Origin of the sequence: Actinomadura keratinilytica, assembly GCF_039539665.1 — a bacterium.
Classification (GTDB): Bacteria; Actinomycetota; Actinomycetes; order Streptosporangiales; family Streptosporangiaceae; genus Spirillospora; species Spirillospora keratinilytica.
The window spans coordinates 24,936-47,560 of sequence record NZ_BAABDO010000034.1 but is presented as its reverse complement, the minus strand read 5'-3'; the positions used below and the strand labels follow the sequence as shown (position 1 = coordinate 47,560).

20 protein-coding genes and 1 pseudogene are annotated in these 22,625 nt (G+C 75.0%); 12 read left to right on the top strand and 9 right to left on the bottom strand.

What is annotated here, in order from left to right:
* Positions 1-37 precede the first annotated feature (37 nt).
* Both bla and ABD879_RS14015 read left to right on the top strand, forming a co-directional pair.
* Positions 38-1,027, top strand: coding sequence for a class A beta-lactamase (gene bla, locus ABD879_RS14020; RefSeq protein ID WP_345021407.1), 990 nt, complete (start codon positions 38-40; stop codon positions 1,025-1,027).
* Positions 1,024-2,379: an MFS transporter gene (locus ABD879_RS14015; protein WP_345021405.1), complete on the top strand. Its 1,356-nt coding sequence runs from the start codon at positions 1,024-1,026 to the stop codon at positions 2,377-2,379. The genes bla and ABD879_RS14015 overlap by 4 nt, the downstream gene beginning before the upstream one ends.
* Here the strand turns inward: ABD879_RS14015 and ABD879_RS14010 are convergent.
* On the bottom strand, positions 2,277-3,929 hold the full coding sequence (locus ABD879_RS14010; protein ID WP_345021403.1) for a penicillin-binding transpeptidase domain-containing protein: 1,653 nt from the start codon (positions 3,927-3,929) through the stop codon (positions 2,277-2,279). The genes ABD879_RS14015 and ABD879_RS14010 overlap by 103 nt on opposite strands.
* Before the next feature lie 109 nt (positions 3,930-4,038).
* Between ABD879_RS14010 and ABD879_RS14005 the strand changes: the two genes are divergently transcribed.
* Positions 4,039-4,995 (top strand): LysR family transcriptional regulator, encoded by a 957-nt coding sequence (locus ABD879_RS14005; protein WP_345021402.1) that lies wholly within the window; start codon positions 4,039-4,041, stop codon positions 4,993-4,995.
* Between the two features lie 8 nt (positions 4,996-5,003).
* The gene (locus ABD879_RS14000; protein WP_345021399.1) at positions 5,004-5,915 is read left to right on the top strand and encodes a serine hydrolase; all 912 of its coding nucleotides are present in this window, start codon (positions 5,004-5,006) and stop codon (positions 5,913-5,915) included.
* A gap of 19 nt (positions 5,916-5,934) precedes the next feature.
* On the opposite strand, the gene ABD879_RS13995 is transcribed toward ABD879_RS14000, so the two are convergent.
* Positions 5,935-6,348 carry a VOC family protein gene (locus ABD879_RS13995; RefSeq protein ID WP_345021396.1) on the bottom strand — a complete coding sequence of 138 codons (414 nt, stop codon included), beginning with the start codon at positions 6,346-6,348 and terminating at the stop codon, positions 5,935-5,937.
* Positions 6,349-6,404: 56 nt separating this feature from the next.
* Here ABD879_RS13995 and ABD879_RS13990 point away from each other — a divergent pair, with 56 nt between their 5' ends.
* The 4 genes from ABD879_RS13990 to ABD879_RS13975 all read left to right on the top strand — a co-directional run bounded on the left by ABD879_RS13990 (position 6,405) and on the right by ABD879_RS13975 (position 12,936).
* The gene (locus ABD879_RS13990) at positions 6,405-6,866 is read left to right on the top strand and encodes a MarR family winged helix-turn-helix transcriptional regulator (RefSeq protein ID WP_345021394.1); all 462 of its coding nucleotides are present in this window, start codon (positions 6,405-6,407) and stop codon (positions 6,864-6,866) included.
* Positions 6,867-6,936: 70 nt separating this feature from the next.
* Positions 6,937-8,571 carry a serine/threonine-protein kinase gene (locus tag ABD879_RS13985; protein WP_345021391.1) on the top strand — a complete coding sequence of 545 codons (1,635 nt, stop codon included), beginning with the start codon at positions 6,937-6,939 and terminating at the stop codon, positions 8,569-8,571.
* A complete protein-coding gene (locus ABD879_RS13980) occupies positions 8,568-10,124 on the top strand; it encodes a serine/threonine-protein kinase (protein ID WP_345021389.1) in 1,557 nt (518 codons plus the stop codon). Before ABD879_RS13985 ends, ABD879_RS13980 begins: the two co-directional genes overlap by 4 nt.
* A 79-nt stretch (positions 10,125-10,203) precedes the next feature.
* On the top strand, positions 10,204-12,936 hold the full coding sequence (locus ABD879_RS13975) for an AAA family ATPase (protein WP_345021387.1): 2,733 nt from the start codon (positions 10,204-10,206) through the stop codon (positions 12,934-12,936).
* Here ABD879_RS13975 and ABD879_RS13970 read toward each other — a convergent pair.
* The 4 genes from ABD879_RS13970 to ABD879_RS13955 all read right to left on the bottom strand — a co-directional run bounded on the left by ABD879_RS13970 (position 12,927) and on the right by ABD879_RS13955 (position 17,371).
* Complete coding sequence (locus ABD879_RS13970; RefSeq protein ID WP_345021382.1) at positions 12,927-14,240, bottom strand: amidase; 1,314 nt, start codon at positions 14,238-14,240, stop codon at positions 12,927-12,929. The genes ABD879_RS13975 and ABD879_RS13970 overlap by 10 nt on opposite strands.
* A 308-nt stretch (positions 14,241-14,548) precedes the next feature.
* A complete protein-coding gene (locus tag ABD879_RS13965) occupies positions 14,549-15,436 on the bottom strand; it encodes a helix-turn-helix domain-containing protein (RefSeq protein ID WP_345021380.1) in 888 nt (295 codons plus the stop codon).
* Positions 15,437-15,865: 429 nt separating this feature from the next.
* Positions 15,866-16,981: a VOC family protein gene (locus ABD879_RS13960; RefSeq protein ID WP_345021377.1), complete on the bottom strand. Its 1,116-nt coding sequence runs from the start codon at positions 16,979-16,981 to the stop codon at positions 15,866-15,868.
* Positions 16,982-17,029: 48 nt separating this feature from the next.
* Complete coding sequence (locus tag ABD879_RS13955) at positions 17,030-17,371, bottom strand: nuclear transport factor 2 family protein (RefSeq protein WP_345021375.1); 342 nt, start codon at positions 17,369-17,371, stop codon at positions 17,030-17,032.
* A gap of 267 nt (positions 17,372-17,638) precedes the next feature.
* Here ABD879_RS13955 and ABD879_RS13950 point away from each other — a divergent pair, with 267 nt between their 5' ends.
* Both ABD879_RS13950 and ABD879_RS13945 read left to right on the top strand, forming a co-directional pair.
* The gene (locus ABD879_RS13950) at positions 17,639-18,811 is read left to right on the top strand and encodes a right-handed parallel beta-helix repeat-containing protein (RefSeq protein ID WP_345021373.1); all 1,173 of its coding nucleotides are present in this window, start codon (positions 17,639-17,641) and stop codon (positions 18,809-18,811) included.
* Between the two features lie 67 nt (positions 18,812-18,878).
* Positions 18,879-19,181 (top strand): ArsR/SmtB family transcription factor, encoded by a 303-nt coding sequence (locus ABD879_RS13945; protein WP_345021371.1) that lies wholly within the window; start codon positions 18,879-18,881, stop codon positions 19,179-19,181.
* Between the two features lies 1 nt (position 19,182).
* Here the strand turns inward: ABD879_RS13945 and ABD879_RS13940 are convergent, their stop codons facing one another.
* Positions 19,183-19,959, bottom strand: coding sequence for a VOC family protein (locus ABD879_RS13940; RefSeq protein ID WP_345021369.1), 777 nt, complete (start codon positions 19,957-19,959; stop codon positions 19,183-19,185).
* Between the two features lie 168 nt (positions 19,960-20,127).
* The gene (locus ABD879_RS13935) at positions 20,128-20,781 is read right to left on the bottom strand and encodes a phosphotransferase (RefSeq protein WP_345021366.1); all 654 of its coding nucleotides are present in this window, start codon (positions 20,779-20,781) and stop codon (positions 20,128-20,130) included.
* Between the two features lie 604 nt (positions 20,782-21,385).
* On the opposite strand from ABD879_RS13935, the gene ABD879_RS13930 reads away from it, so the two are divergent.
* The gene (locus tag ABD879_RS13930) at positions 21,386-21,718 is read left to right on the top strand and encodes a hypothetical protein (protein ID WP_345021364.1); all 333 of its coding nucleotides are present in this window, start codon (positions 21,386-21,388) and stop codon (positions 21,716-21,718) included.
* A gap of 11 nt (positions 21,719-21,729) precedes the next feature.
* On the opposite strand, the pseudogene ABD879_RS32960 reads toward ABD879_RS13930, so the two are convergent.
* Positions 21,730-22,038, bottom strand: a pseudogene (locus ABD879_RS32960) (phosphotransferase); the annotation flags it as partial.
* A 329-nt stretch (positions 22,039-22,367) separates the two neighbouring features.
* Here ABD879_RS32960 and ABD879_RS13925 point away from each other — a divergent pair.
* A complete protein-coding gene (locus tag ABD879_RS13925) occupies positions 22,368-22,613 on the top strand; it encodes a hypothetical protein (protein ID WP_345021361.1) in 246 nt (81 codons plus the stop codon).
* Positions 22,614-22,625: the final 12 nt, after the last annotated feature.

The window sequence follows — 22,625 nt, the reverse complement described above, 5'->3', positions numbered from 1 at the left end:
TTCCTCCGTCCGGAGATCACCGAGCGACGAGGACCAGATGATCGAGCGAGACAACGAACGCCGCCGGTGGCCGCGGCGGAGGCTGGGCGCGGCGGCGCTGGCGGCGTCCCTGCTGTTCGGCGGCACCGCCTGCGGCGCGACGCCCGAGACCACCGCGGCCGCCCGCGGCGCCGCCTCCGCGCAGACGCCCGGGGCGGCGTCCGGCCAGGCCGAGGTCACCAAGCGGCTGCGCGAACTGGAGGCGTCGTACAACGGACGCATCGGCGCGTTCGCCATCGACACCGGCTCCGGCAAGACCGTCGGCCACCGGGCGCACGAGCGCTTCGCCGGCAACTCCACCTTCAAGGCCGTCCTGTGCGGCCTGGTCCTCCACAAGGCGCGCACGACCGACCCGGGCCTGCTGGAGCGCAGGTTCCACTGGACGGCGGAGGAGGCGGAGAAGGCCGGGCACGCCCCGGTCACCAGCCTGCCCGAGAACATCGAGAACGGGCTGACCGGCGCGCAGCTGTGCCACGCGACCATCACCACCAGCGACAACGCGGCCGCCAACGTGCTGCTCAAGCAGGTCGGCGGGCCGCAGGGCCTGACCCGGTACTACCGGCGGCTCGGCGACCCGACCGGGCGGCTGGACCGGTACGAGCCCGACCTCAACGAGTGGGCGCCGGGCCAGAAGCGCGACACGGTCATGCCCGCGTTCATGGCCCGGAGCCTGGCCGCGCTCACCGTCGGCGACGCGCTGGCGCCCGAGGACCGGCGGCGGCTGGTCGCCTGGCTGAACGCCAACACCACCGGCTCCCGGCGCATCCGGGCCGGGCTGCCCGCGGACTGGACCGTCGGTGACAAGACGGGGACCGGCGGGGGCGAGTACGCGCCGGCCGGCGACATCGCGATCGCCCGGCCGCCGTCCGGGGCACCGCTGGTCATCGCGGTGTACACCAACCGCGACGGCCGGCACCCCGAGGTCGACGACAGCGTCATCGCGCAGACCGCGTCCGTGCTGGCGCGCGGTCTGGGCAAGACGTCTTGACCGTCGCGTCGTACGGCCACCCGCCGCCCGCCCGGGGTGAGCGGCGGGTGGCCATCGTCGTGGCGGCCGCGAATTTGCCCGCGGCGCTCGGCTTCTACGCGGTGATGGCGCACGTGGTGGTGCACCTGCGCGACGACGTGGGCCTGCTGGCGGGGACGATCGGGCTGGTGCTGGGCACGCGCGTCGGCGTCCAGTACGCGCTGTACCTGCCGGTCGGGCCGGTCGCGGACCGGATCGGCGCGGTGCGCGCCGCGGCGGCCGCCTGCGTGCTGCGGGCGGCCGGGTTCGCCGCGCTGGGCGCCGCGGACGGCCTGCCGGGGCTGTTCGCGGCGGCGGTGCTGCTGGGGGTGGGCGGTGCGCTGTTCCATCCCGCGACGCGTTCGCTGCTGGCCGGGCTGGACGCGCGGCACCGCGCCCGGGGGTTCGGCGCGTACGCCGCCGCCGGTCAGCTCGCGGCGGTCGCCGGCCCCACGGTCGGGCTGGCGCTGCTGTCGGACGAGGTGTTCGGCGTGCTGGACGGCGGTTTCGGCCTGCTGTCGGGCGTCGCGGCGGTCGCGGGGACGATGGCGGCCGTGCTGTTCGCGTCGCTGCGGCGGCCGGGGCGGGCGCGGCCCGGCGCCGCGCCCGGGCCGGGTCGCTCGGTGCTGGCGGTGCTCCAGGACCGCCCGTACACCCGGTTCATCCTGCTGGCGGCGCCCACGACGCTCCTGCCCACCCAGACGGCGGTGGTCGTGCCGCTGAAGGGCCTCGACCCGGCCGTCACGACGCTGTACCTGTGCGTGTCGGCGGCGGTGGCGGCGGTCGTCCAGCCCTGGTGCGCCGGCACCGGCCGCAGGGGCGGCGGGGTGCGGGCCGGGCGCGCGTGGCTCATGCCCGTCAGCCTGGCGCTGTCGGGCACCGGCTACCTGCTGCTGATCCCGCTGGACGGACGCGGCGCGGCGTCCGTCGCCGCGCTGGCGGGGGTGGCGGTGCTGCACGGGCTCTCCGCCGGGCTGCTGGAGCCGGCGGTGTTCCAGAACGTCGCCCGGCACGCGCCGCCCGCGCAGGTCGGCGCGTACTACGGGGTGATGGCGTTCGTGGGCGGGGTCGTCGCGTTCGCGGGCGGCCTGGCCGTCGGCCGCCTGTTCGACCTGGGGCCCGCGGGAGCGGCGGCGGCGCTCGCCGGGCTGGGAGTGCTGGCGCTCGCCACCGCCGCCGGGCCCGCGGCCGGTCACGTCCGAAGGGCCGTGTCCCGTGGAACCGCAGCCCGTCAAGCCGCGGCGCGCAGGAACTCCGCCGCGATCGGCGCGGCGGCCCCGGCGCCCGTCCCGCCGCCCTCGACGACGACCGCGAACGCCAGGTCGCCCCGGTAGCCGATGAACCAGGCGTGGGTCGGCGGATCGTCGCCGGAGCCGTACTCGGCGGTGCCGGTCTTGCCCGCCGTCCCGGCCGGGAAGCCGACCTCGGCGGCCGTGCCCTCGCTGACCACGGCGGGCATCAGCGTGCGCAGCGCGGACCGCACGCCCGGCTCCAGCTTGCGCGGGGGCTCGGGGGTGCGGCCGCCCGCGTCCAGCGCCTGCGCGGCCAGCGCCGCGTCCACCAGTCGGGGCGAGCGCCACGTGCCGGTGGCCGCGGCCGCCGCCACGCTCGCCATGTTGAGCGGGCTGGTCAGCACCTCGCCCTGCCCGAACGAGGCGGCCGCGAACGCGGTGTCGTCCTTGACCGGCGGGTAGGACGCGCGCACCGCCGGCAGCCCGCCGATGATCGGCGCGTTGAACCCGAACTGCTCGGCGACCCGCGCCAGCCGCTGCCGGCCGAGCCGGTCGACGGCCAGCCGCGCGAACGTGGTGTTGCAGGAGTGCGCGAACGCCTCGCGGAACGCCACCGTGCCGAAGTCTTCGTTCTTGTAGTTCTTGAAGGTGCGGCCGCCGACGTCGGTGGTGGCGGGGCAGCCGACCCGGCTGGTGACGTCCACCCCGTCGGCCACCAGCGCCGCCGCCGTGACGACCTTGAACGTCGAGCCGGGCGGGTAGCGGCCCATCAGCGCCCGGTTGTAGCCGCCGGGCTTGTTGGCCACGGCCAGGATCTCTCCGGTCGAGGCGCGCAGCGCCACCAGCGAGGCGGGTTTGCCGACGTCGGCGAGGGCCTGGCTGGCGGCGCGCTGGACCTTGGGGTCGACGGTGGTGCGCAGCGGCGTGCCGGCGGTGCCGCCGAACCGGTGCAGCGTCCGGACGACCCGGTCGTCGGCGTCGACGATCTGCACGGCCAGCGCCGGGGTCCCGGCCAGTCGCCGCTCGTACTGGCGCTGCAGCCCCTCGACGCCCGCCAGGTCGCCTTCCCGGTAGGGGGCGCCCAGTTCGCGGGCGGTCTTGGCGTCGATCTTGCCGACCGAGCCGACGAGCTGCTGCACCGAGCCGGACTGCACGCCGTCCAGGTCGCTGCCGTCGGCGGCCTGCACGACGGCCCGGTCGGGCCAGGTGCGGGCGGCGCGCAGCCGCTGCCCCTCCCGCAGCGTCGGGTGGACGACCCGCGGCGACCAGTCCACCAGCCATGTGCCGTCGCGCCTGGTGAACGGGAGTGTTCCGGTGTAGGCCCAGACGCGGCCGCCCGCCAGCGTCAGCTCCGCGCGGTAGGAGCCGTCCGCCTTGTCGCCGTCGGGGTCGCCGACCGCCGTCACCCGGTACCGCTGCCGGACGACGCCCAGGTCGTCGCGCATCCGGGTGAGGCGCTGCCGGAGGTCGGCGGGCGGGTCGGCGGTCAGCGTCCGCATGGTGTCGGCGTCGCCGCGCTCCCACGCGGCCAGGAAGCGTTCGGCGGTGTCGCGCGGGTCGTCGTCGGCGCGCAGCACCCACGCCGCCACGCCGGCGACCAGGGCCGCGGCCGCGACCAGCGCGGCGACCAGCATCCCCCGAGATCGGCGCATCGCTCCTCCCTTTCCTCCGCTACCCCGGACAGCACACCAGTTGACCAGCGAAAAGTCCAAGATAGATATGAGTGTCGCAGCGATAGGCGAACGGATATGATCGCTGCTCGTGAACCTGGTCGGTCATCTCCACTGCTTCGTCGCGGTGGCCGAGGAGCTGCATTTCGGGCGGGCCGCGGACCGGCTGGGCATGGCGCAGCCGCCGCTCAGCCAGCGCATCAAGCGGCTGGAGCGCGAGCTCGGCGTGCGGTTGTTCGAGCGGTCCAGCCGCCGTGTGGAGCTGACCGTGCCCGGGCGGCTGCTGCTGGAGGAGGCCCGTGAGCTCCTCGCCCGGGTGGACCGCATCCACTCCCTGGCCGAACGCGCCCGCCGCGGCGAGCTGGGCGCGCTGCGCGCGGGCGTGCCCGCCGACCTGACCGGCGCCGTCGTCGCCGCGCTGATCGCCGAGTTCCGCGCCCGCTGCCCGGAGGTGCGCCTGGAGCTGCGCGAGATCGGCACGGCCGAGCAGGTGCGCGCGCTGGCCGAGGGGGCGCTGGACGTCGGCGTGCTGCGCCATCCCTGCGAGGTGCGCGACCTGGGCCTCGGGCCGATGCTCGGGCAGCCGGTGGGGGTGCTGGTGCCGTCCGGCGACCCGCTGGCCGCCGCGCCCGAGGTGCACCTGGCCGACCTCGCCGGGCGCGACCTGGCGCTGTTCGCGCGTGACGAGGCGCCCGGCCCCTACGACGAGCTGCTGGCGGCGTGCCGCCGGCACGGGTACGACCCGGCCGCCGTGCACGAGGCGCAGCAGCCGCAGTTCGCCGTGGGGCTGGTGCTGGCGGGGTCGGCGGTGGCGCTGACGCCCCGCACCCCCGAGACGCCCGGCGTCACGTGGCTGCCGCTCGTCGGCGAGCCGCTGCTGCTGCGCGTGTCGTGCGCCTGGCGCCGCGACACCGGGCACGAGCACGCGGTGGCCGAGTTCACCGCCGCCGCCACCGGCGTGCTGTGCGACCAGGCGGGGATGTCGCCGCTGCCGTCCGCGCCGCCGCGCCGCGTCGTCCCCCGCCCGGCCTCGGGATTCCTGGCATGAAGGGGCATATGGACACCCAAGTGGACCGGATCGAGGCGGCGTTCCGCGACGCCGGCGTCACCGGGTACCTGCACGCCGTCGATGTGGACTCGGGGCGGGAGGTCGGGCTGCGCGCCGACGAGCCGGTGGTGCTGGCGTCGGTGTTCAAGGTGCCGCTGCTGGTGGCGTTCTTCCGGCACGCCGCCGCCGGGCGGCTCGACCCGGCCGCGCAGGTCACGCTGCGTCCCGAGGACCGCTGCGCCGGCCCCACGGGCGTGTCCACGCTGCTGGACGAGGTGCGCATGTCGCTGCGCGACCTGGCCTGCCTGATGATCACGATCAGCGACAACGCCGCCGCCGACGCGGTGTTCGCCGCCGTCGGCCCGGAGGCGGTGGACGCCACCGTCGCCGAGCTGGGGCTGCACGCCACCCGGGTGGTGGGCTCCGGCCGCGACCTGCACGCCATGATGCTGGCCGACGGCGGCGTGGACGACCTCGGCGAGCTGTGGGCCCGGCTGGGCGAGCCGGGGGTGCTGCAGCGGCTGCGCGCCCTGGACCCGCTGAGCACCAGCCGCAGCACGCCCCGCGAGATGGCCCGGCTGATGGCGATGATCTGGCGGGACGAGGCGGCGCCGCCCGCCGAGTGCGCGCAGATGCGGCGGATCTTCGGCCTGCAGGTGTGGCCGCACCGGCTGTCGTCCGGGTTCCCCTACGACGACGTGCGGGTGAGCGGCAAGACGGGGACGCTGCCCACGATCCGCAACGAGATCGGCGTCGTGGAGTACCCCGACGGCGGCCGCTACGCCGTGGCGGTGTTCACCCGGTCGCTGCTGCCGACCGCCGTGCTGCCGCAGGCCGACGCGGTCATCGGCACGTCCGCGCGGCTGGCCGTGGAGGCGCTGCGCCGTCCGCTGCCCCGGCGGCCGCAGGCGCGGGGCTAGCGGCGCCCCGCCCGGCCGGTCAGCCTTCGTAGGACTGCAGTTCCAGCAGGTTGCCCTCGGGGTCGCGGACGTGGGCCGTGCGCAGCGTCGGCCCCCACTCCGGCCGGTCGGCGGGCGGCGCGACGGGCGCGGCGCCGTGCCGCAGGCACACCTCGTACGCCTTGTCCACGTCGTCGACGCGGCCGGCGAACATGACCCGGTCCTGCGCGGCGGGGGCCTGCGCGGGCAGGCCGGACGTTCCGGCGACCGCGGCCATCGCGGCGCGGTCGAACAGCACCAGCACGGCCTCCCCGTCGAGGTCCCAGTTGGCATAGGGGCCGTCCTCGGTGCCCTTGACCAGTTGCGCGCCGAGCAGTTCCGGCAGGACGGCCCGGTAGAAGCGGAACATGGGGCCGAAGTCGTCCACCAGCAGGCGTGGGTAGAGAGCATCCATCGCGCACCTCATTCCTGGGTTCGCACCAACATTAGGTCAAGCCCTACGATATCCCCATGACCGAGACACCGCCCACGCTGACCGCCCTGACGGCCTACCTGCTGTCCCGCACCGGCAAGGCCGCGCGCGAGCGCGTCACCGCCCGCCTGGCCTCGGAGGGCATGCGGATGTGGCACATGGCGGTCCTGGCGGCGCTCGCCGACTTCGGACCGCACTCCCAGCGCGAGCTGTCCGCGCGCCTGAACATCGACCCGAGCGACGTGACCAAGGTGCTGGACGAGCTGGCGGCGCTCGGCCGGATCGACCGCGCCCCCGACCCCGGCGACCGCCGGCGCCGGGTCGTCACGCTCAACGACGAGGGCGCCGCGGCGCTGCGGCGCCTCGACGCCCAGGCGCGGGCGGTCCAGGACGACCTGCTCGCCCCGCTCGACGCCGCCGAACGCCGGCAGCTGCACGACATGCTCGCCCGGCTCTTCGTCCACCTGCACGGCGGCGGGGAGCGCGAGAACCGGGGGTGACGGGCGGACTCGCCCGGCGCACCGCGCGGACCGGGACGAAAGCAGCGGGCCAACCCGATACGGTCGGCCTATGCCTGATCGTGTGCTCGGCGGGCGGTATCGCCTGATCTCCCGCCTCGGCGCCGGCGGCGCGGGGTCGGTGTGGACGGCGTCGGACGAGATGCTGCGGCGCGAGGTGGCGGTCAAGGAGATCGTGCTGCCCGCGGGTCTCGGCGCCGAACAGCACCGGGTGGCCTGCGAGCGCGCGCGGCGCGAGGCCCGCGCCGCCGCGCTGATCGACCACCCCAACGTCATCACCGTGCACGACGTGCTGGTGGAGGACGGGCGGCCGTGGATCGTCATGGAGCTGATCCGGGGCGAGTCGCTGGCGCAGGCGGCGCGCCGGGGGCTGACGCCGCAGCAGGTCGCCCGGATCGGGTTGCAGGTGCTGGACGCGCTGGAGGCCGCGCACGCCCGGGGTGTGCTGCACCGCGACGTCAAGCCCGGCAACGTGCTGCTCGACCGGGACGGGCAGCGGGCGGTGCTGACCGACTTCGGCATCGCCGCCCTGGACGGCGACCCGGGGCTGACCAGCACCGGCACGTTCGTCGGCTCCCCCGGCTACGTGGCGCCCGAGCGACTGCGCGAGGAGCCCGCGGGGCCCGAGTCCGACCTGTGGTCGCTGGGCGCCACGCTCTACGCGGCCGTGGAGGGGCGCGGCCCGTTCGAGCGCGACAGCCCGATGGCGGCGCTGGGCGCGGTGCTGTCGGAGGAGCCCGCGCCGCCGCGCCGGGCCGGTTCGCTGGGGCCCCTGCTGTGGCACCTGCTGCGCAAGAACCCCGACGACCGGCTCCCGGCGGACGTGGTGCGGCGGGTGCTGCGCGACGTGGCCGACGGCAAGCCGTCCGGGCTGCCCGACCCGGTTCCGGCCCCGGCGCAGGAACCCGCGGTGACGCATCCGCAGCTCGCCGCCGGCACGTATCCGGGCGCGGCCCACCCGGGGGCGCCGTACCCGGGCATGCCGCCGAAACGCGGCCGCGTATGGCCCGCCATCGTCGTGGGGGTCACGGGCGTGGTCGTCGCCGCGCTGGTCGTCGTGGGGGTGGCGGTGGCGGCCTCGTCCGACGGAAAGTCCGGCAAGAAGGCCGAACCGGTGGCCGAAAGCCCCACCCCGCGGGCGACGCGGAGCACCCCGCGGGCTTCGGCGTCCCCCTCGGCGATCGCCGCGCCCGTCGACTTCTGCACGACGCTCACCGACCGGCAGGCGCGCCAACTGCTGCCCGGGGCGGCGCCCGAGCACGAGCGGGCCGAGGACAACGGCTGCTCGTGGTGGATCAAGAACCGGGGCCTGACCGTGGAGGACGCCAACCGGCTGCCGGACGAGCCGTGGCCGTCGTCGGCCGACGAGGCGCACACCAAGTTCGTCGGCTACCGCAACCAGCGCGCCAAGGGCTCGGATCTGATCATCTGGGGCTGGGACGAGATCGGGGTGCGCGTCGTGCGGGCGCAGCGGTCGGCCGCCGCCGCGCTCGGCGGGGTCGGCGACGAGGCGTTCTCCTACACTTACCGGGGCACCAGCGCCCCCATTGACAAGGCGTTCGTCGTGTTCCGGAAGGGCAGGGCCGTGGTGGAGGTCGAGTTCACCTACCGGCGGGGCACCGGCGGGATGGACGACGCGGTGCGGGCCGCGCGCTGGGTCGCCGCGTCCCTGGAGGGCCGCGTATGACGGCGCGGGTGCTGGCCGGGCGGTACCGGCTGCTGGAGCGGCTGGGCCAGGGCGCCATGGGCGTGGTGTGGCGGGGCCGCGACGAGGAGCTCGGCCGGGAGGTCGCGGTCAAGGAGCTGCTGCTGCCCGCGCATCTGGACGCCGCCGACCGCGAGCACGCCGCGCGGCGCGCCTTCCGCGAGGCCCGCGCGGCCGCGGCGCTCGACCACGAGTCGATCGTCACGGTGCACGACGTGGTCATGGACGGCGACCGGCCGTGCATCGTCATGGACCTGCTGCCCGGCCGGTCCCTGGACGCCGTGCTGGCCGACCGGGGCGCGCTGCCGCCCGTCCAGGCCGCCCGGGTGGGCCTGGACGTGCTCCGGGCGCTGCGCGCGGCGCACGCGCGGGGCGTGCAGCACCGGGACGTCAAGCCCGCCAACATCTTCCTGCGCGACGACGGCCGCGCCGTGCTGACCGACTTCGGCATCGCCGCGCTGGAGGGCGACGCCACGCTGACGCAGGAGGGGTCGCTGATCGGGTCGCCCACGTACATGGCGCCCGAGCGGGTGCGGCACGAGCGCGGCGGACCCGAGTCCGACCTGTGGTCGCTCGGCGCCACGCTGTACACGCTGGTGGAAGGGCGGCCGCCGTTCGCCCGGTCCACGCTGATGGGCACGCTGAGCGCGGTGCTGACCGAGGAGCCGGCCCCGCCCGGCGCCGCCGGGCCGCTCACCCCGGTGATCATGGGGCTGCTGGTCAAGGAGCCGGCCGCGCGGCTGTCGGCGGAGGACGCCGAGAACGCGCTGCAGGCGATCGCGTCGGGAGAGAAGGCACCCCCGCCGGTCCCGCCGCCGGTCCCGCCGCCGGTCGCGCCGAGCCCGGCCCCCGCGCCGCCCGCGCCTGCGGGGCGGCCGCCCGGGCACGGCCAGAACGTCCTGGTGCCGCTGGCGGCCGGGGCGGCCGCGCTGCTCGTCTGCGTGGCGACCGCGGTCGCGATCGTGCTGAGCAGCCGGGGGGACGAGGAGGCGCCGACGAGGTCCGCCGCCTCCCCGAGCCGCACCGGCAGCGCCGCCGCGTCCGAGCCCGTCCGGTTCGCCGAGCCGCCGTCCGCCTGCGGCCTCATCACCGCCGACCAGGCCGAACGGCTGGTGCCCTCCTTCGCCTCCCGCGCCGACGCCGCGGACGACCACTCGACCGGCCTGCCCAAGTCGGAGTGCTGGTGGAGCGTCGCGGATCCGGGCACGCGCGGCGGACCGGCACTGAGCGTCACCCTGATCGCCGACCGGTCCACCGCCGCGGCGCGGGCCCGGTTCCAGGAGGACCGCCGGACGGCGGCGCCGCTGCGCACCCCGGACCCCGAGCGGCCGTTCCGCGACATCTCCGGGCTGGGCGACGAGGCGTACGGCTCGGACCGGCTGTCCGACGAGGCCGAGGCCGCGGTGGTCTTCCGCCTCGGCAACCTCACCGCCGAGATCGAGTACCAGGCGGAGGGCCGGGCGATCGGTTCGCTACGGGAGAACGCGCTCCAGGCGGCCCGGTGGGTGGAGGCGGCGCTGAAACGCCAGGGGTGAAGGTCGGCGGTGAACGACACCGCACACTTCCGGAAAACGTAGGCTGTTACCCGGTTTGATCACTATTTGGGAGTGTGCGTTGCGGCTGCCGGAGCACCTGGAGCTACTGCTCACCGACGAGCCGGTCCTCGACGTCTACTCGTACGGCCCGTGGCGGGTGCCCGACGGGCTGTTCGAGGAGATCGGCGCGCGGATCGACGCGCTGGCGGGCGACCCGCGCTGCGCGGAGCTGACCACCGACGAGCACAAGCTGCTCACCCTGCCCGCGCCGCTGGTGGTCGCCGAGATCTTCGGCATCCTGGCCTTTCTGCCCGGCGGCGGCGCGATCAAGGGCGGGTCCTGGTCGCAGCTCCCCGAGCGGCTGCTGCGCCGCCACATGGTCAACCCCGGGCCGCTCAGCACCCGGATGACGCGCTGGGACGCCCCCGGCGGCCGCTGGCGGCCCCCGGTGGACTGGCTGGTCGAGGCGCCCGACCGCGAACTGGCGATCGAGCTGGCCCGCGACTGCCTGGCCGTGCTGGAGGGCATCGAGCCGCTGGAGCAGCGGCGCACCGCGCTGCTGCGCCTGTACGACGACCCGCCCGCGTGCGAGGTCAACCTGCCGAAGATGGAGCTGCGGGAGAACTGGCACGCGCACGCCGACGACGAGATCCTGGCGGCCGTCCCCGAGCTCCTCGGCCCCGTCGGCTACCTGGAGTGGGTGTGCTCGGGGCTGCTGGCCGCGCACGAGGCGCTGACCGCGGTGGCGCCGCGCGAGGAGCCCGTCGAGGTGCACCTGATCCACCTGATGCTGCAGGGCAGCATCGAGCAGGTCCCCGGCGAGCTGGCGGCCGCCCTCGGCCCGGACATGTACGGGGAGCTCAACGCCCGCTTCCCCGTGGAGCGGCGCGGCTTCAAGCCGGGCCCGTGGCAGGAGCAGACCCGCGCGTGGCTGGTGCGGGCCCTGGTCGCCGGCGCCGCCGACGCCTGCCGGGCCTGGCTGGACATGGCGATGCGGTTCGTGGCGATCCTGCAGGGCCTGCCCGGCGACCCGTGGTTCCCCAAGCCCGAGTGGATCCCGGTCGGGCAGTTCCAGACCGACCTGCGGCGGCTGTTCGCGCCGCGCCGCCGCGTCGTCAACCCGCTCACCGCCCGGCTCAAGACCGCCGCCGAGCCCGCCGCCGAGGAGCCCGGGGCGGCCGCGGGCGGCGGCGAGCTGGTCAGCACCCTGGTCGGGCAGCCCGAGGTGTCGGCCGTCCTGGCGGAGATCGGCGAGCAGCGCGAGCCCGTGCGGCTGCTGCTGGCCGGGCCGGACGGCACCGGCAAGCGCGACGCCGCCCAGGAGGTCTCCAAGGTGCTGCGGATGGGCCGCGACCCGCTGTGGCTCACCGACAACCTGTTCGCCGGGCAGCGGCTGTCGGACGCGGTCGCCAAGCTGCACGCCGACGCGCGCGACTGCGCCCACGAGCGGCTGCTGGTGATCGAGGGCCTGGACGACATCGCCACCGACCCCGGCAACGGCGAGGCGCTGACCGAGGAGCTGCACCGGCTGCTGGCCGTCCACCCCGACCTGAACCTGGTCGCGCTGTGCGACGAGGGCGGCGACGAGCGGATCCGGCAGGTCAACCCGGCGCTGCTGCAGCGCCTGCGCATCGCCCGCACCCGCCCGTTCACGGCCGAGGGGCACGCCGAGCTGTTCCGCCGCGCCCTGCGGCGGCACGGCGCGCGCGCCACGCGGCAGGCGCTGGCCGCGGCGGCCCGGCTGCAGGAGGCCGCGCCGCCCGCGCAGACGCTGCGCAACGCCCGCCTGGCCCCGCACCTGGCGGACCTGGTCGTCGCGGCGGTGCGGGAGCGCACCGAGCCCGGCGCCGAGCTGGTGGTGCGGCAGCGGGACATCCCGGCCACCCTGGAGACCGCGCCGGGCGCCGGGGACGCGCTGGCCGAGCTGAACGGCCTGATCGGGCTGGAGACCGTCAAGAACGAGATCGCGCTGCTGGTCGCGAGCACCCGCGCCGAGCAGCTGCGCAGCGAGTCGGGGCTGTCGCTGACCGCGCCGACCCGGCACATGGTGTTCACCGGCAACCCCGGCACCGGCAAGACGATGGTGGCGCGGCTGCTCGGCCGCATCTACAAGCAGCTGGGCGTGCTGTCGTCGGGGCACCTGGTGGAGGCCTCGCGCGCCCACCTGGTCGGCGAGTACATCGGGCAGACCGCGCCGCGCACCCGCCGCCTGGTGGAGCGCGCCCTCGGCGGGGTGCTGTTCATCGACGAGGCGTACACGCTCACCCAGTCGCCGCTGCGCGGCGACTACGGCCACGAGGCCATCGCCGAGCTGGTCAAGCTGATGGAGGACCACCGCGACGACCTGATCGTGATCGTCGCCGGGTACGAGCGGGAGATGGCCGAGTTCCTGGCCGCCAACCCGGGGCTGGACTCGCGCTTCCCCAAGCAGCTGCACTTCCCCGACTACTCCGACGACGAGCTGGTCGCGGTCTTCGAGCAGCTCGCGGCCGCCGACGGGTTCCGGCTCGCCCCGGGGGTGCCCGACCGGCTGCGGGCCATGCTGCGGCGCGCTCCGCGCGGCCCGTCGTTCGGCAACGGCCGCCTGATGCGCAACCTGCTCGACCTGGCCGTCGCCAACCAGGCGCAGCGGCTGGCGGCGCACGTCGCCCCCGCGGCGAACGGGCGGTCCGCGAACGGGAAGGCGCCCGTCAACGGCAAGGCGCCCGCCAAGGGGAAGGCGCCGGGCAAGCGGCAGCTGGTCACCCTCACCGCCGAGGACCTGCCGGAGATCTTCGACCATCCCGAGGAGCTGTTCGGCCTCTACCTGTGAAGCGCGCCCGCCCGGCCGCGGGGCGCCCGGAACCGCTCCGCCGCGGCGAACAGCACGTGCTCGGCGCCGGGCCGTCCGATGAACTGGGCGCCGACGGGCAGGCCGTCCACGGACCCCGCCGGGACGCTCAGCGCGGGCACCCGCGCCACGTTCCACGGGCAGGTCAGGGACACCAGCGTGGGCTGCAGCGGGCCGAGGGCGCTGTCGCGCTCCCCGATGGGCGGCGCGGTGAGCGGGACCGTGGGCAGCACCAGCACGTCGTACCGGGCGAGCAGGCCGGCGACCGCGTCGGCGAAGGCGTCGCGTTCGCGCAGGGCGCGCACGTAGCGCCAGCCGGGGGTGCGCGCGGCGCGCCGGAGGCGGTCGAGGGTGGCGGGCTGGAACCGGTCCGGTGCGCGTTCGACCCGGTCGGCGTGCAGATCGTAGGTCTCGCAGTCCTGGATGGCGGCGAAGACGCGGCGCGCCGCGGGCAGGTCGAGGCGTTCGGCGGGCAGGTCGGCGGGCAGGTCGGCGAGGGCATCCCGGACGGCGCGTTCGACCGGCGCGTCCACCGGGGCCATGCCGTCGATCCAGGCCATGCGGATCTCGCCGGGGGCGGGCCGGTCGTCGGAGGCGGTCAGCACCCGGTAGGCCGTGCGGCAGTCGGCGGGGGTGGCGGCGAGCACGCCCACGTGGTCCAGGGACTCGGCCAGCGGGAACACGCCGTCGACGGGGATCGACCCGAAGGCGGGCTTGAACCCGGCGATCCCGCACAGCGCGGCCGGTATGCGCACCGAGCCGCCGGTGTCGGTGCCCAGCGCCAGCGGCACCATGCCCGCCGCCACGGCGACCGCGCTGCCGCCGCTGGACCCGCCGGAGATGCGCGCCGGATCGTGCGGGTTGCGTGACGGTCCGGTCACGGAGACGTCACCGCTCGCGCCGTAGGCGAACTCGTGCGTGGTGGTCTTGCCGACGATCACCGCGCCCGCCTCCCGCAGGCGCCGCACGCACGCCGCGTCCCCGGCGGCCACGTACCCGTCGAACAGGGCCGAGCCCATGCCGGTGGGCAGGCCCGCGACATCGATGATGTCCTTGACCGCGACCGGGACGCCGTGCAGGGGGCCGCGGTCGGCGCCCGCCGCCAGCTCCTCGTCCGCGCGCCGGGCCGCCGCGGCGGCGCCCTCGGCGTCGACGGTGACGAACGCGTTCAGGCCCGGGTCGATCGACTCCAGCGCCCGGTCCAGGAGCGCGGCGGCGCTCGTCCGGCCCGCCCGCAGGTCGTCTCCGAGGTCCGCCAGCGTCCGGCCGGTGAAGAAGCCCGTCATACCTCGCCCCGCCTTTCTGCCGTCCATACCCGACATTCCCGGCGGAACGGTCAAGGGCCCGTCCGTTCGTCGCAGCCGGTCGACCGCTGGTCGACTGCCACCCCGGTCCGGGGAGTCCGCACCCGCCGATACGACTAGTTTCGTCGCACCGACGGAGCGGCCCGTCCGGCGCGCTGGGGGGCGGGGCGGCAGTCCCGGTGACGGCCGCCCCTGACGCCGGGGGCGCTTCACGAAGAGCGGGGGCACGGCGGCACGGCCAAAGTGACGGCACGCCGTCCGCCGTGCCCCTCCGCGACCGCCCGGCCCGCTCAGAGGTCGTCCAGCAGGCGGCGCAGCGTGTCCGGCGTCCGGATGGGCGGGTCGGCATCCACCACCAGGCGGTTCATGACGTCGGTGTAGCGGTCCACCTCGGCGGGGCGGTCCGGGTAGTGGGCGTTGGTGAGCTGTTCGAGGTACACCACGTCGGGCAGGTCGGCCTCCTCGAACCGCAGCAGGGTGATCGGCCCGCCGACGGCGCCGTGCCCGCCCGTGCCGAACGGCAGCACCTGCACGGTGACGTTGCGCAGCGCGCACACGTCGATCAGGTGCCGCAGCTGGGCCCGCATGACCTCGCGGCCGCCGAACGGGCGGCGCAGCGCGGCCTCGTCCACCACCGCCCACAGCCGGGCGGGCTCGTCGCGGGTGAGGATGCGCTGCCGCTCCCGGCGCAGCTCGACCCGCCGCTCGATCTCCTCGGCGGACGCCTCCGGGTGGACGTGCCGGAGCACGGCGCGGGCGTAGCTCCTGGTCTGCAGCAGCGCCGGGACGACCTGCACCTCGTAGCAGCGGATGACGCCGGCGCCCTGCTCCAGCCCCAGGTACGGCTCGAACCAGGGCGGGACGACGTCGTGGTAGCGCTGCCACCAGCCCGGCACCGAGGCCATCCGCGCCATCTCCAGCAGCGGTTCGCGTTCGGCGGGGTCGGACACGCCGTAGAGGGTCAGCAGGTCGGCCACGTCGCGCTCCTTGAAGCCGACCCGGCCCAGCTCCATCCGGCTGATCTTGGATGCGGAGCCGCGGATCTCGTACCCGGCCTTGTCGGCCGATATCCCGCGGGACTCGCGCAGCCTGCGCAGCCGCGTGCCGACCACCATCCGCAGCACCGTCGGCCCGGCCCGGCGAAGGCCGACGGCCTGCTCGTTCGCAGTGAAGCTCACCTGTCGCGCTCCCCCCTGCACCGAAGTCCGCCCTTCCAGCGTGCCATCTCCGGCGGACGGTGAACAGCGGACCGGCAAATCGCGTACGGCGGGCGGCGGCGCGGCGCCCGTGACGTCATTTCCGGCGGATCGCAAGGGGTCCGCACCCCCTTCCCGCCCTGTGCGGCGGGCGATCCGCACAACACAAAGGAAACGCAAAATAAGGCGGCCTCCGTGACATTGATCGCGGCAGGACGCGGCGTTTTCCGGCGGAAGGAGGTGTCTCCAACGCCCAGCCGGCCCGCTGGGTCTCCCCCGGGCGTCCGCACCTTTTGACCACGACTCTGCCCTCGCCGGACCGGAGACCGGCCGTCCGGTCACCCGCGTATGCCGTGGTCACGGGCGCGCCGCTCACCTCATGGCGCTGCGGACGGACGCCGCCGGAGAGGATCATGGTCGCGCCCTCGGCGCGGCCGCGGCGCCGTCCCGGCCACGGCGGCATGTTCCGACGCGGCCGCTGGGCCAGGCGTCCGAAACCCTTTCGCCACCGGCTCTTTCGCCGCATCGCCCACCGGCCGGATGCCCCGCACCACCACGCGAAATGCGCCGGTCCCGGGACGGCTGCCCCGCGATCCGGCGCACGCGTATTCGACCTCGAAACGCTTGGTCGAATTCACCCGGACGCCACCGCGGGCATGCCCGGGAGAAACGTTCCAGTATGGAGAAGTGGGTGTCACCGCGCGGTGTCCGGGGCGACGGGCCGGCCGATGCCGTGCAGGTTGCCCTCGCTGTCGTAGAACCAGGCGGTGCGCTCGCCCCGCCCGCCCGGCGACGGGTAGTTCCCGGGCACCTCGGCGATCGCGCCCACCGTCCGCGGCCCCGGACGTCGTACTCCTCGAACGCCACGCCCCGGGCCCGCAGTTCGGCCACCGCGGCGTCGAGGTCCGCGACCTGCCACGACATCCGGGTGTGCTCCCCCGGCGGCCGTCCCGCGGACTGGAACAGCGCGAACTCCCCGCCGCCGCACTCGCAGCGCAGGCCGCTCGGACGGGTCTCGGCGGGTTCCCGCCCCAGCTTCTCGGCGTGCCACCGCCGGGCGCGGCCGAGGTCCTGCGCGGGCAGACGGGTCGCGACGCGCGCCGCGACGAGCGGGCCGCCGCCCCGCCCCAGGCGCTCGCGGCGGGCCGTCCAGTACGCCGGGGTGATCTGGATGATCTGCACGTAGTTGCCGTCGGGGTCGATGACGGTGCCGAACCACGGCCCGTGCCGCTCCCGGTACTCCAGCTCGGCCAGCCACGTCACCCCCATCGCGTCCAGGTGCCGGGCGGCGGCGCGGGCGTCCGGCACGTTCAGGTTGATGATCACGCGGGCCGGTTCGGCGGCCCGGGCGGCGATGTCGTCGCGCCCGTCGATGAGCAGGTCGACGCCGCCGAGCCGGTAGAAGCCGTCGCCGTCGGGGACGACCCCGAACGCCCGTTCGTACCAGGCGCGCAGCCGGGCGGGGTCGGTGCCGGCCAGCGGGATGCTGCCGATGACGGGCGGAGGCCGCATGGCGCCGGTGTCCATGAGGGCGGCCTCCCCGGAAAGCCCGGTCGCTACCGCGCGGGCGGCGTCTCAGCCCGCCGGGGCCTCGCCGGGGAACGAGTGGTGCTCGTGGGCGATCATCCACTGCCCGTCCACCCGGCGCAGGCCCAGGGGCAGCCGGCAGCGCAGATCGACGATCGCGATCATGGCGTGGCACCAGGCGACGTCCCGCCCGGCGAACACCTCCAGGTCCAGCAGGTCGAAGGTGCCGTCGCCGAGCGGGCTGTAGCCGCCTCCGCGTGCTCCGACGGCGGGCCTGAGCGCCGCCCTGGCCATGGGCGCGCATCCGGTGGAGAAGTCCGGCAGCGCCGCGGCGGTGAACGAGACCGCCGCCGAGTTCGGCATCGCGATGGGCGTGGCGGTGATCGGCATGGCGGGCACGGCCGCCTACCGCAACCAGTCGACGGCCGCATCCCGTCCGGGCTCCCCTCCGGCTTCACCGCGCCCCCGCCGGACCACCCGCGGCGGCGTGCCGCTGCCCGGCGGCCCCGCCAGGGGAGGCCACGCCCCCTCCGCTCCCCAGCGCGACGAGGCGTCCGCACGGAAAGCGGTGGAAGGCGGGATTGACCGCCGGACGCCGCCGGGCTACGAAGCGGAGAACAGGAAACCGCTTTCCATATCGCATGCCCAGGAGGTTCCATGAGCATCCCGGCCGGCGGGCGCATCCGCCGACGCGCCCGCGTCACCGTCCTCGCCGCGCTCTCACTCGTCGCCTCGGGCCTGACGGCCCTGGCGGCGGCGCCGCCCGCGTCCGCCGCCTGCGGCGACCTTTCGTACTACAACGCCGAGGCGGTGCGCAGCGGTGACACCTGGACCGCCCGCAACGGTTCCCGCACCGTCTACACCGGTACCGACATGCGGGCGGCCGTGCAGGCGGCGATCGACAGCCTGACGTCCGGCCGCACCTCCAAGGAGTGGGTGGTGGTGCGCGGCGACGGCTCGCTCAGCGCCGGATCGCGGATCTCCCTGCGCTCCCACACCGGGATCGACGTGTGCGGCACCGTCAACGTCACCGGTTCCGGTTCCGGCGACCAGGCCCCGATCTACGCCCGCGGCGTGAGCGACATCGAGGTGCGCCACCTGAACGTCACCGGCTCCCCGCTGTACGGGATCTTCATGCGGAACGTCGAGAACGTCACCCTCGGCGACATCCAGCTGCGCGTCTCCAGCGGCCTGGGGATCCGCATCGACAACCACGGCGACCGCAGCGTCCGGTCCCGCAACATCTCCATCGACCAGGTGTACGTGTCGGGGACGTCCTCGCACGGCGTGGAGACCTACGGCGTGGACGGGCTGACCGTCAACCGCGTCACCGCCCGCAACACCGGCGAGTCCGGGCTGCTGCTGAACGACACGATCAACGCGACCGTCACCCGGGTGGACGCGGACGGCACGGGCACCGGCACCGGGTACGCCGCCCTGCGCTTCGCCAACCGCAACGGCCGCATCGGCGACTCCTACCCGACCAACATCCGGGTCGGCAGCGTCAAGGCCCGCGGCGGCGGACGCGGCATCTTCTGCGTCTCCGAGAGCGGCGGCGCCGTGATCGACGAGGTGGACATCGCCTACACCGGCAACAACGCCATCCTGCTGGAGAACTGCTACAACATGACGATCGCCGGGCGGTCCGGCGTGGTCGACGGCGGCGGCGAGGTCCGCATCGCCGCGCGCACCGAGTTCGCCCCGTCGCGCGACATCACGCTGCAGAACCTGACCGTCCGCAACACCGCCATCCGCTGGAGCCCCTGCACGGGGACCAACATCGTCCTGCGCAACGTCACCCGCGAGAACTCCGCCCTCTACTGGTGCTGAGCCCCCGCGCCCTCGACGGCGTCGCGGCCGTGTGGACAGCTTCCGGGGCCGTTGCCATGATGCGTGCGTGCTGGACGTGGACCTCCTCAAAGCGTTGGCCAACGACCGGAGGCAGCAGATCCTGGCATGGCTGCGCGACCCGGAACGCCATTTCCCCCCGCAGCGCGACGGCGACCTGGTCCGCGACGGCGTCTGCTCCCTGTTCATCGCCGAGAAGCTGGGCGTCAGCCAGCCCACCTGCGGCGAACACCTGAAGATCCTGGCCAGGGCGGGCCTGGTCCGCAGCAAGAAGATCAAGCAGTGGGTCTTCTACCAGCGCGACGAGGCCCGCATCGCCGAGGCCAAACGCCGTCTCGCCGGCGACTGGTGACTCACCGGGCCGGCTGGATCATGGCCAGGGGCGCCCCCACAGGGTCGCGCAGGAACGCGTAGCGGCCGGGCCGGATGTCGTGCGGGGGCACCTCCACGCGGGCGCCCAGCTTGGTGGCCTTGGTGACGGAGGCGTCGCAGTCCTCAACGGCGAAGTAGGGGATCCATTGGGGGCGCTCCAGCGGCCTCAGCGGGCCGTCCAGCACGACCATGCCGCCCACGGAGCGGTCGGCGACCCGCCAGTAGGAGTAGGTGAGGCCGTCGTGGTCCCGCCGCACGAACGTCCAGCCCAGAACCTCGCCGTAGAAGCGCTGGACGGCCGCCAGGTCGCGGCAGGCCAGCTCCATCCAGCACAGCGCCCCGGGCTCGTCGACCACGCCGGCGCCGCGGAAGGACTGCCCCTGCCACAACGCGAAGCCCGCCCCCTCGGGGTCGACCGCGAGGGCGAGCCGCCCGAGGCTGTCCAGCTCGACGCCGTCCACGAGCACCTGGCCGCCCGCCGCACGCACCCGCTCCGTGACGGGCCCGATCTCGTCCACGGCGAAGTGGCACGTCCAGTACGGCCGCTGCCCGTCGTCGGCGAGCGGCTGCATGCCGCACACCATGGGCCCCAGGCGACCGCCCAGCGACCATGTGTAGTAATCGCCGAACTCGTAACCGAACGCGTGGGAGTACCAGTTGAACAGTTCCCCGTAGAACTCCTTGGACGCCGTGACCCGCGGGCTGACCAGTTCGACCCAGCACGGCGCCCCAGGCGCGTACCCGGATACCTCGGTCATCGGGCCCCCCTTCTCATCCCACGGTACGAGGGACCGCGTCATAGGCGCTGACGGCTTCGGACTCGCCTGCGCCAAGCCCGCTTAAAGAGCTCCTATGCCGGAAACCACAAATCACCACCTCGGCCCTAGGAATACGCCCGTGTCCGTCCTGGCCGTCCCCGCGGGACCTCAGGCGGCCAGGGCGCGGGCGGAGGGGCGGTGCCCCGCGAACGCGTCACGGACGTCCTGCCAGTGGCGGGTCCACCAGTCGAGCATGCGGGAGTCGCGGACGAACGCCCGGCCGCAGGCGTTGAGCCACCAGTCCAGGACGCCGGGACCGGAGCGGTGCGGGTGGCCGCAGCAGTGGCCGTAGTAGTACTCCAGGTGCCAGTTGTCGCACATGGTGGTCCACCACATGCGGCGCACCGCGTCGACCAGGGCGCGCTCGTCCACCGGGGCGATCGAGCGGTACCCGTTGGTGAAGGCGGCGACGCGGGACAGGTCGATGGCGCCGTCCTCGTGGGTGAACAGGGCGAGGGCTGCGCGGGCGAGCTCCTCCATCAGGGGGCGCACGGCCAGCCGGTCCCAGTCGATGACGGCGGCGATCGCGTCCCCCTGCCACAGGAGGTTGTCCGGACGCAGGTCGCCATGCGTCCAGCCGTATGGGCCGAGGGGGCGGTCATGGGCGGGCCGCAACGCGCCGTACCGCCGCAGCAGATGGATGCGCCGCCGCAGGTGGACGACGAAGGTCAGATCGACCGTCTGCGGGGAGCGGAGGGAGGAGATCTGGTCGAGCAGGCGACCGGCGCGGGCCAACGCCCGCTCGGGGGGCTCAACCGCCACCACACGCGGACGCGAGCGGGACACGGCCGTCGGCCAAGGCAGCAGGGGGCCGGCCGACGCGAACCTGCCGGCAGCCAGCGGCCAGGCAGGGCCGGAGGCGGACGCAGCCGACGCACGACCGACCGGCCGGGACGCAGAAGCCGCCGCCCCGGGAGCGGACGACGCCGCCCCGGGGGTGGCCGCCCCGGATACAGAGGCAGCCGCCCCAGGAGCGGTCGATGCGGGCTTGGAAGCAGCCGCGCCAGAGCCAACCGACCCGGATACAGAGGCAGCCGACCCGGACGCGGGACCAGACGACACAGCCCCGGAGGCGGCGGACGCAGACGCAGCCGACTCAGACGCAGAGGCAGCCCTTTCGGAGGGGGTCGACGCACCCTCAGAGGCGGTCGCCCCAGAGCCGACCGACTCGGACTCAGGGGCAGCCGCCTCGAACGCGGGACCAGACGACGCAGCCCCAGGGGCAGCAGGCGCAGGCGCGGCCGACTCGGAGGAGGCCGACGCAGCCCCAGAAGCAGCCGTCCCAGAGCCGACGGCGCCGGGCACAGATGCAGCCGCACCGGACTCAGGACCAGACGAGGCGGACGCGGGGCCGGACGAGGCAGGCGTGGGGGCGGCTGACGTAGGCGCGGACGCACCGGACTCAGGGGCAGCCGCCGCAGAGTCGGACGGCGCGAGCCCGGAAGCAGTTGCACCAGAGGCATCCGACACGTCCCCGGAAGCGGCCGCCGCAGGGCCGTCCGTTCCGGACGTAGAGGCGGACGACGCAGATACGGGGCCAGACGACGCCGACGCAAAGGCGGCCGACGAAGGGCCGGACGACGTGGGGCCGGGCGACGTGGGGCCGGACGGTGTGGCGGAGGGCGGCGACACCGAGAAGCGCGGCGTCGGCATAGCGGACGGCGAGACGCGCGAGCCGGGCGTCGGACCGGAAACCTGAGGGGGCGCCGTGGCACGGAGGAGGGCGTAGTGCAAGCGGGCGAGGAGAGCCCCCAGGGCACCGGCCTGCCGATCCGTCAGCTCCACTCCGGGGATGTGGACGCCGTCGACCCACGGGAACACGCAGTAGCCGCGCCCCGCGGCCTCCGCGACCAGAGCGCCGCCGGGGGCGGGCAGCGCCGGGCGGACGGGCAGGCCGTCCTCGGCCAGGGCGGCGAGCACGGCGAGGTTGCGGCGAGCGGTGGGAAGGTCGATGTCCAGGATCCGGCGCAGGCAGAACACGCCGCGCGCGGTGACGACCCGCCAGTTGCGGTTCATCATCCCCTCGGAGATCATCTCCGCGTTCTCCACCGCGCCCAACCGGAACATTTCCGCCAGGGCGAGGATTTCGCCCCCGGCCGCGCCGACTCGGTGTTGAGACACCGTGCCACGCTACCCGGGCACCGGGGTCGGCGCGGGTAATCGTAAAACCGTGTCGCCGACCTTTTCCAAAGATCATTCCGGCGCCGTGCGGGGCGGATCGCCCGGTCCGCCGCATTGTGCCGCGGAATCTCCGGAGAAGTGGCGGCCGCAGGCCCTGACCGGGCGATTACCTGACGCGCTGGCGAAGAAGTCGACGCGGGGGGCGCGGATACGGAATGGTTTCCCTCATGGATTACCGAATTCGAGGCGCCGCGGCGTCCGGTCCGGCCGAATGGCTGCTGGCCTTCCTGCGCGCCCGGGAGAAGTCGAGACGAGCCCGCACCGGCCGCGCCGGCGGACCGGCGGAATGGCTGCTGGTGTTCCTGGAGGCCGAACGCACCGAAACGGCGGCCCGGCAGCGCCCGTCGGTGCTGTCGCGGCGGAGCAAGAGCGAGGAGTACGCGTTCGGCCGGCTGAACGCCCGGACGGCGTGACGGGACGGAGAA

Coding starts and splice junctions, on each gene's coding strand:
- bla (WP_345021407.1), top strand. CDS start 38: ATGATCGAGCGAGACAACGAACGCCGCCGGTGGCCGCGGCGGAGGCTG.
- ABD879_RS14010 (WP_345021403.1), bottom strand. CDS start 3,929: ATGCGCCGATCTCGGGGGATGCTGGTCGCCGCGCTGGTCGCGGCCGCG.
- ABD879_RS14000 (WP_345021399.1), top strand. CDS start 5,004: ATGGACACCCAAGTGGACCGGATCGAGGCGGCGTTCCGCGACGCCGGC.
- ABD879_RS13995 (WP_345021396.1), bottom strand. CDS start 6,348: ATGGATGCTCTCTACCCACGCCTGCTGGTGGACGACTTCGGCCCCATG.
- ABD879_RS13990 (WP_345021394.1), top strand. CDS start 6,405: ATGACCGAGACACCGCCCACGCTGACCGCCCTGACGGCCTACCTGCTG.
- ABD879_RS13985 (WP_345021391.1), top strand. CDS start 6,937: ATGCCTGATCGTGTGCTCGGCGGGCGGTATCGCCTGATCTCCCGCCTC.
- ABD879_RS13980 (WP_345021389.1), top strand. CDS start 8,568: ATGACGGCGCGGGTGCTGGCCGGGCGGTACCGGCTGCTGGAGCGGCTG.
- ABD879_RS13970 (WP_345021382.1), bottom strand. CDS start 14,240: ATGACGGGCTTCTTCACCGGCCGGACGCTGGCGGACCTCGGAGACGAC.
- ABD879_RS13960 (WP_345021377.1), bottom strand. CDS start 16,981: ATGGACACCGGCGCCATGCGGCCTCCGCCCGTCATCGGCAGCATCCCG.
- ABD879_RS13955 (WP_345021375.1), bottom strand. CDS start 17,371: ATGCCGATCACCGCCACGCCCATCGCGATGCCGAACTCGGCGGCGGTC.
- ABD879_RS13950 (WP_345021373.1), top strand. CDS start 17,639: ATGAGCATCCCGGCCGGCGGGCGCATCCGCCGACGCGCCCGCGTCACC.
- ABD879_RS13940 (WP_345021369.1), bottom strand. CDS start 19,959: ATGACCGAGGTATCCGGGTACGCGCCTGGGGCGCCGTGCTGGGTCGAA.
- ABD879_RS13925 (WP_345021361.1), top strand. CDS start 22,368: ATGGATTACCGAATTCGAGGCGCCGCGGCGTCCGGTCCGGCCGAATGG.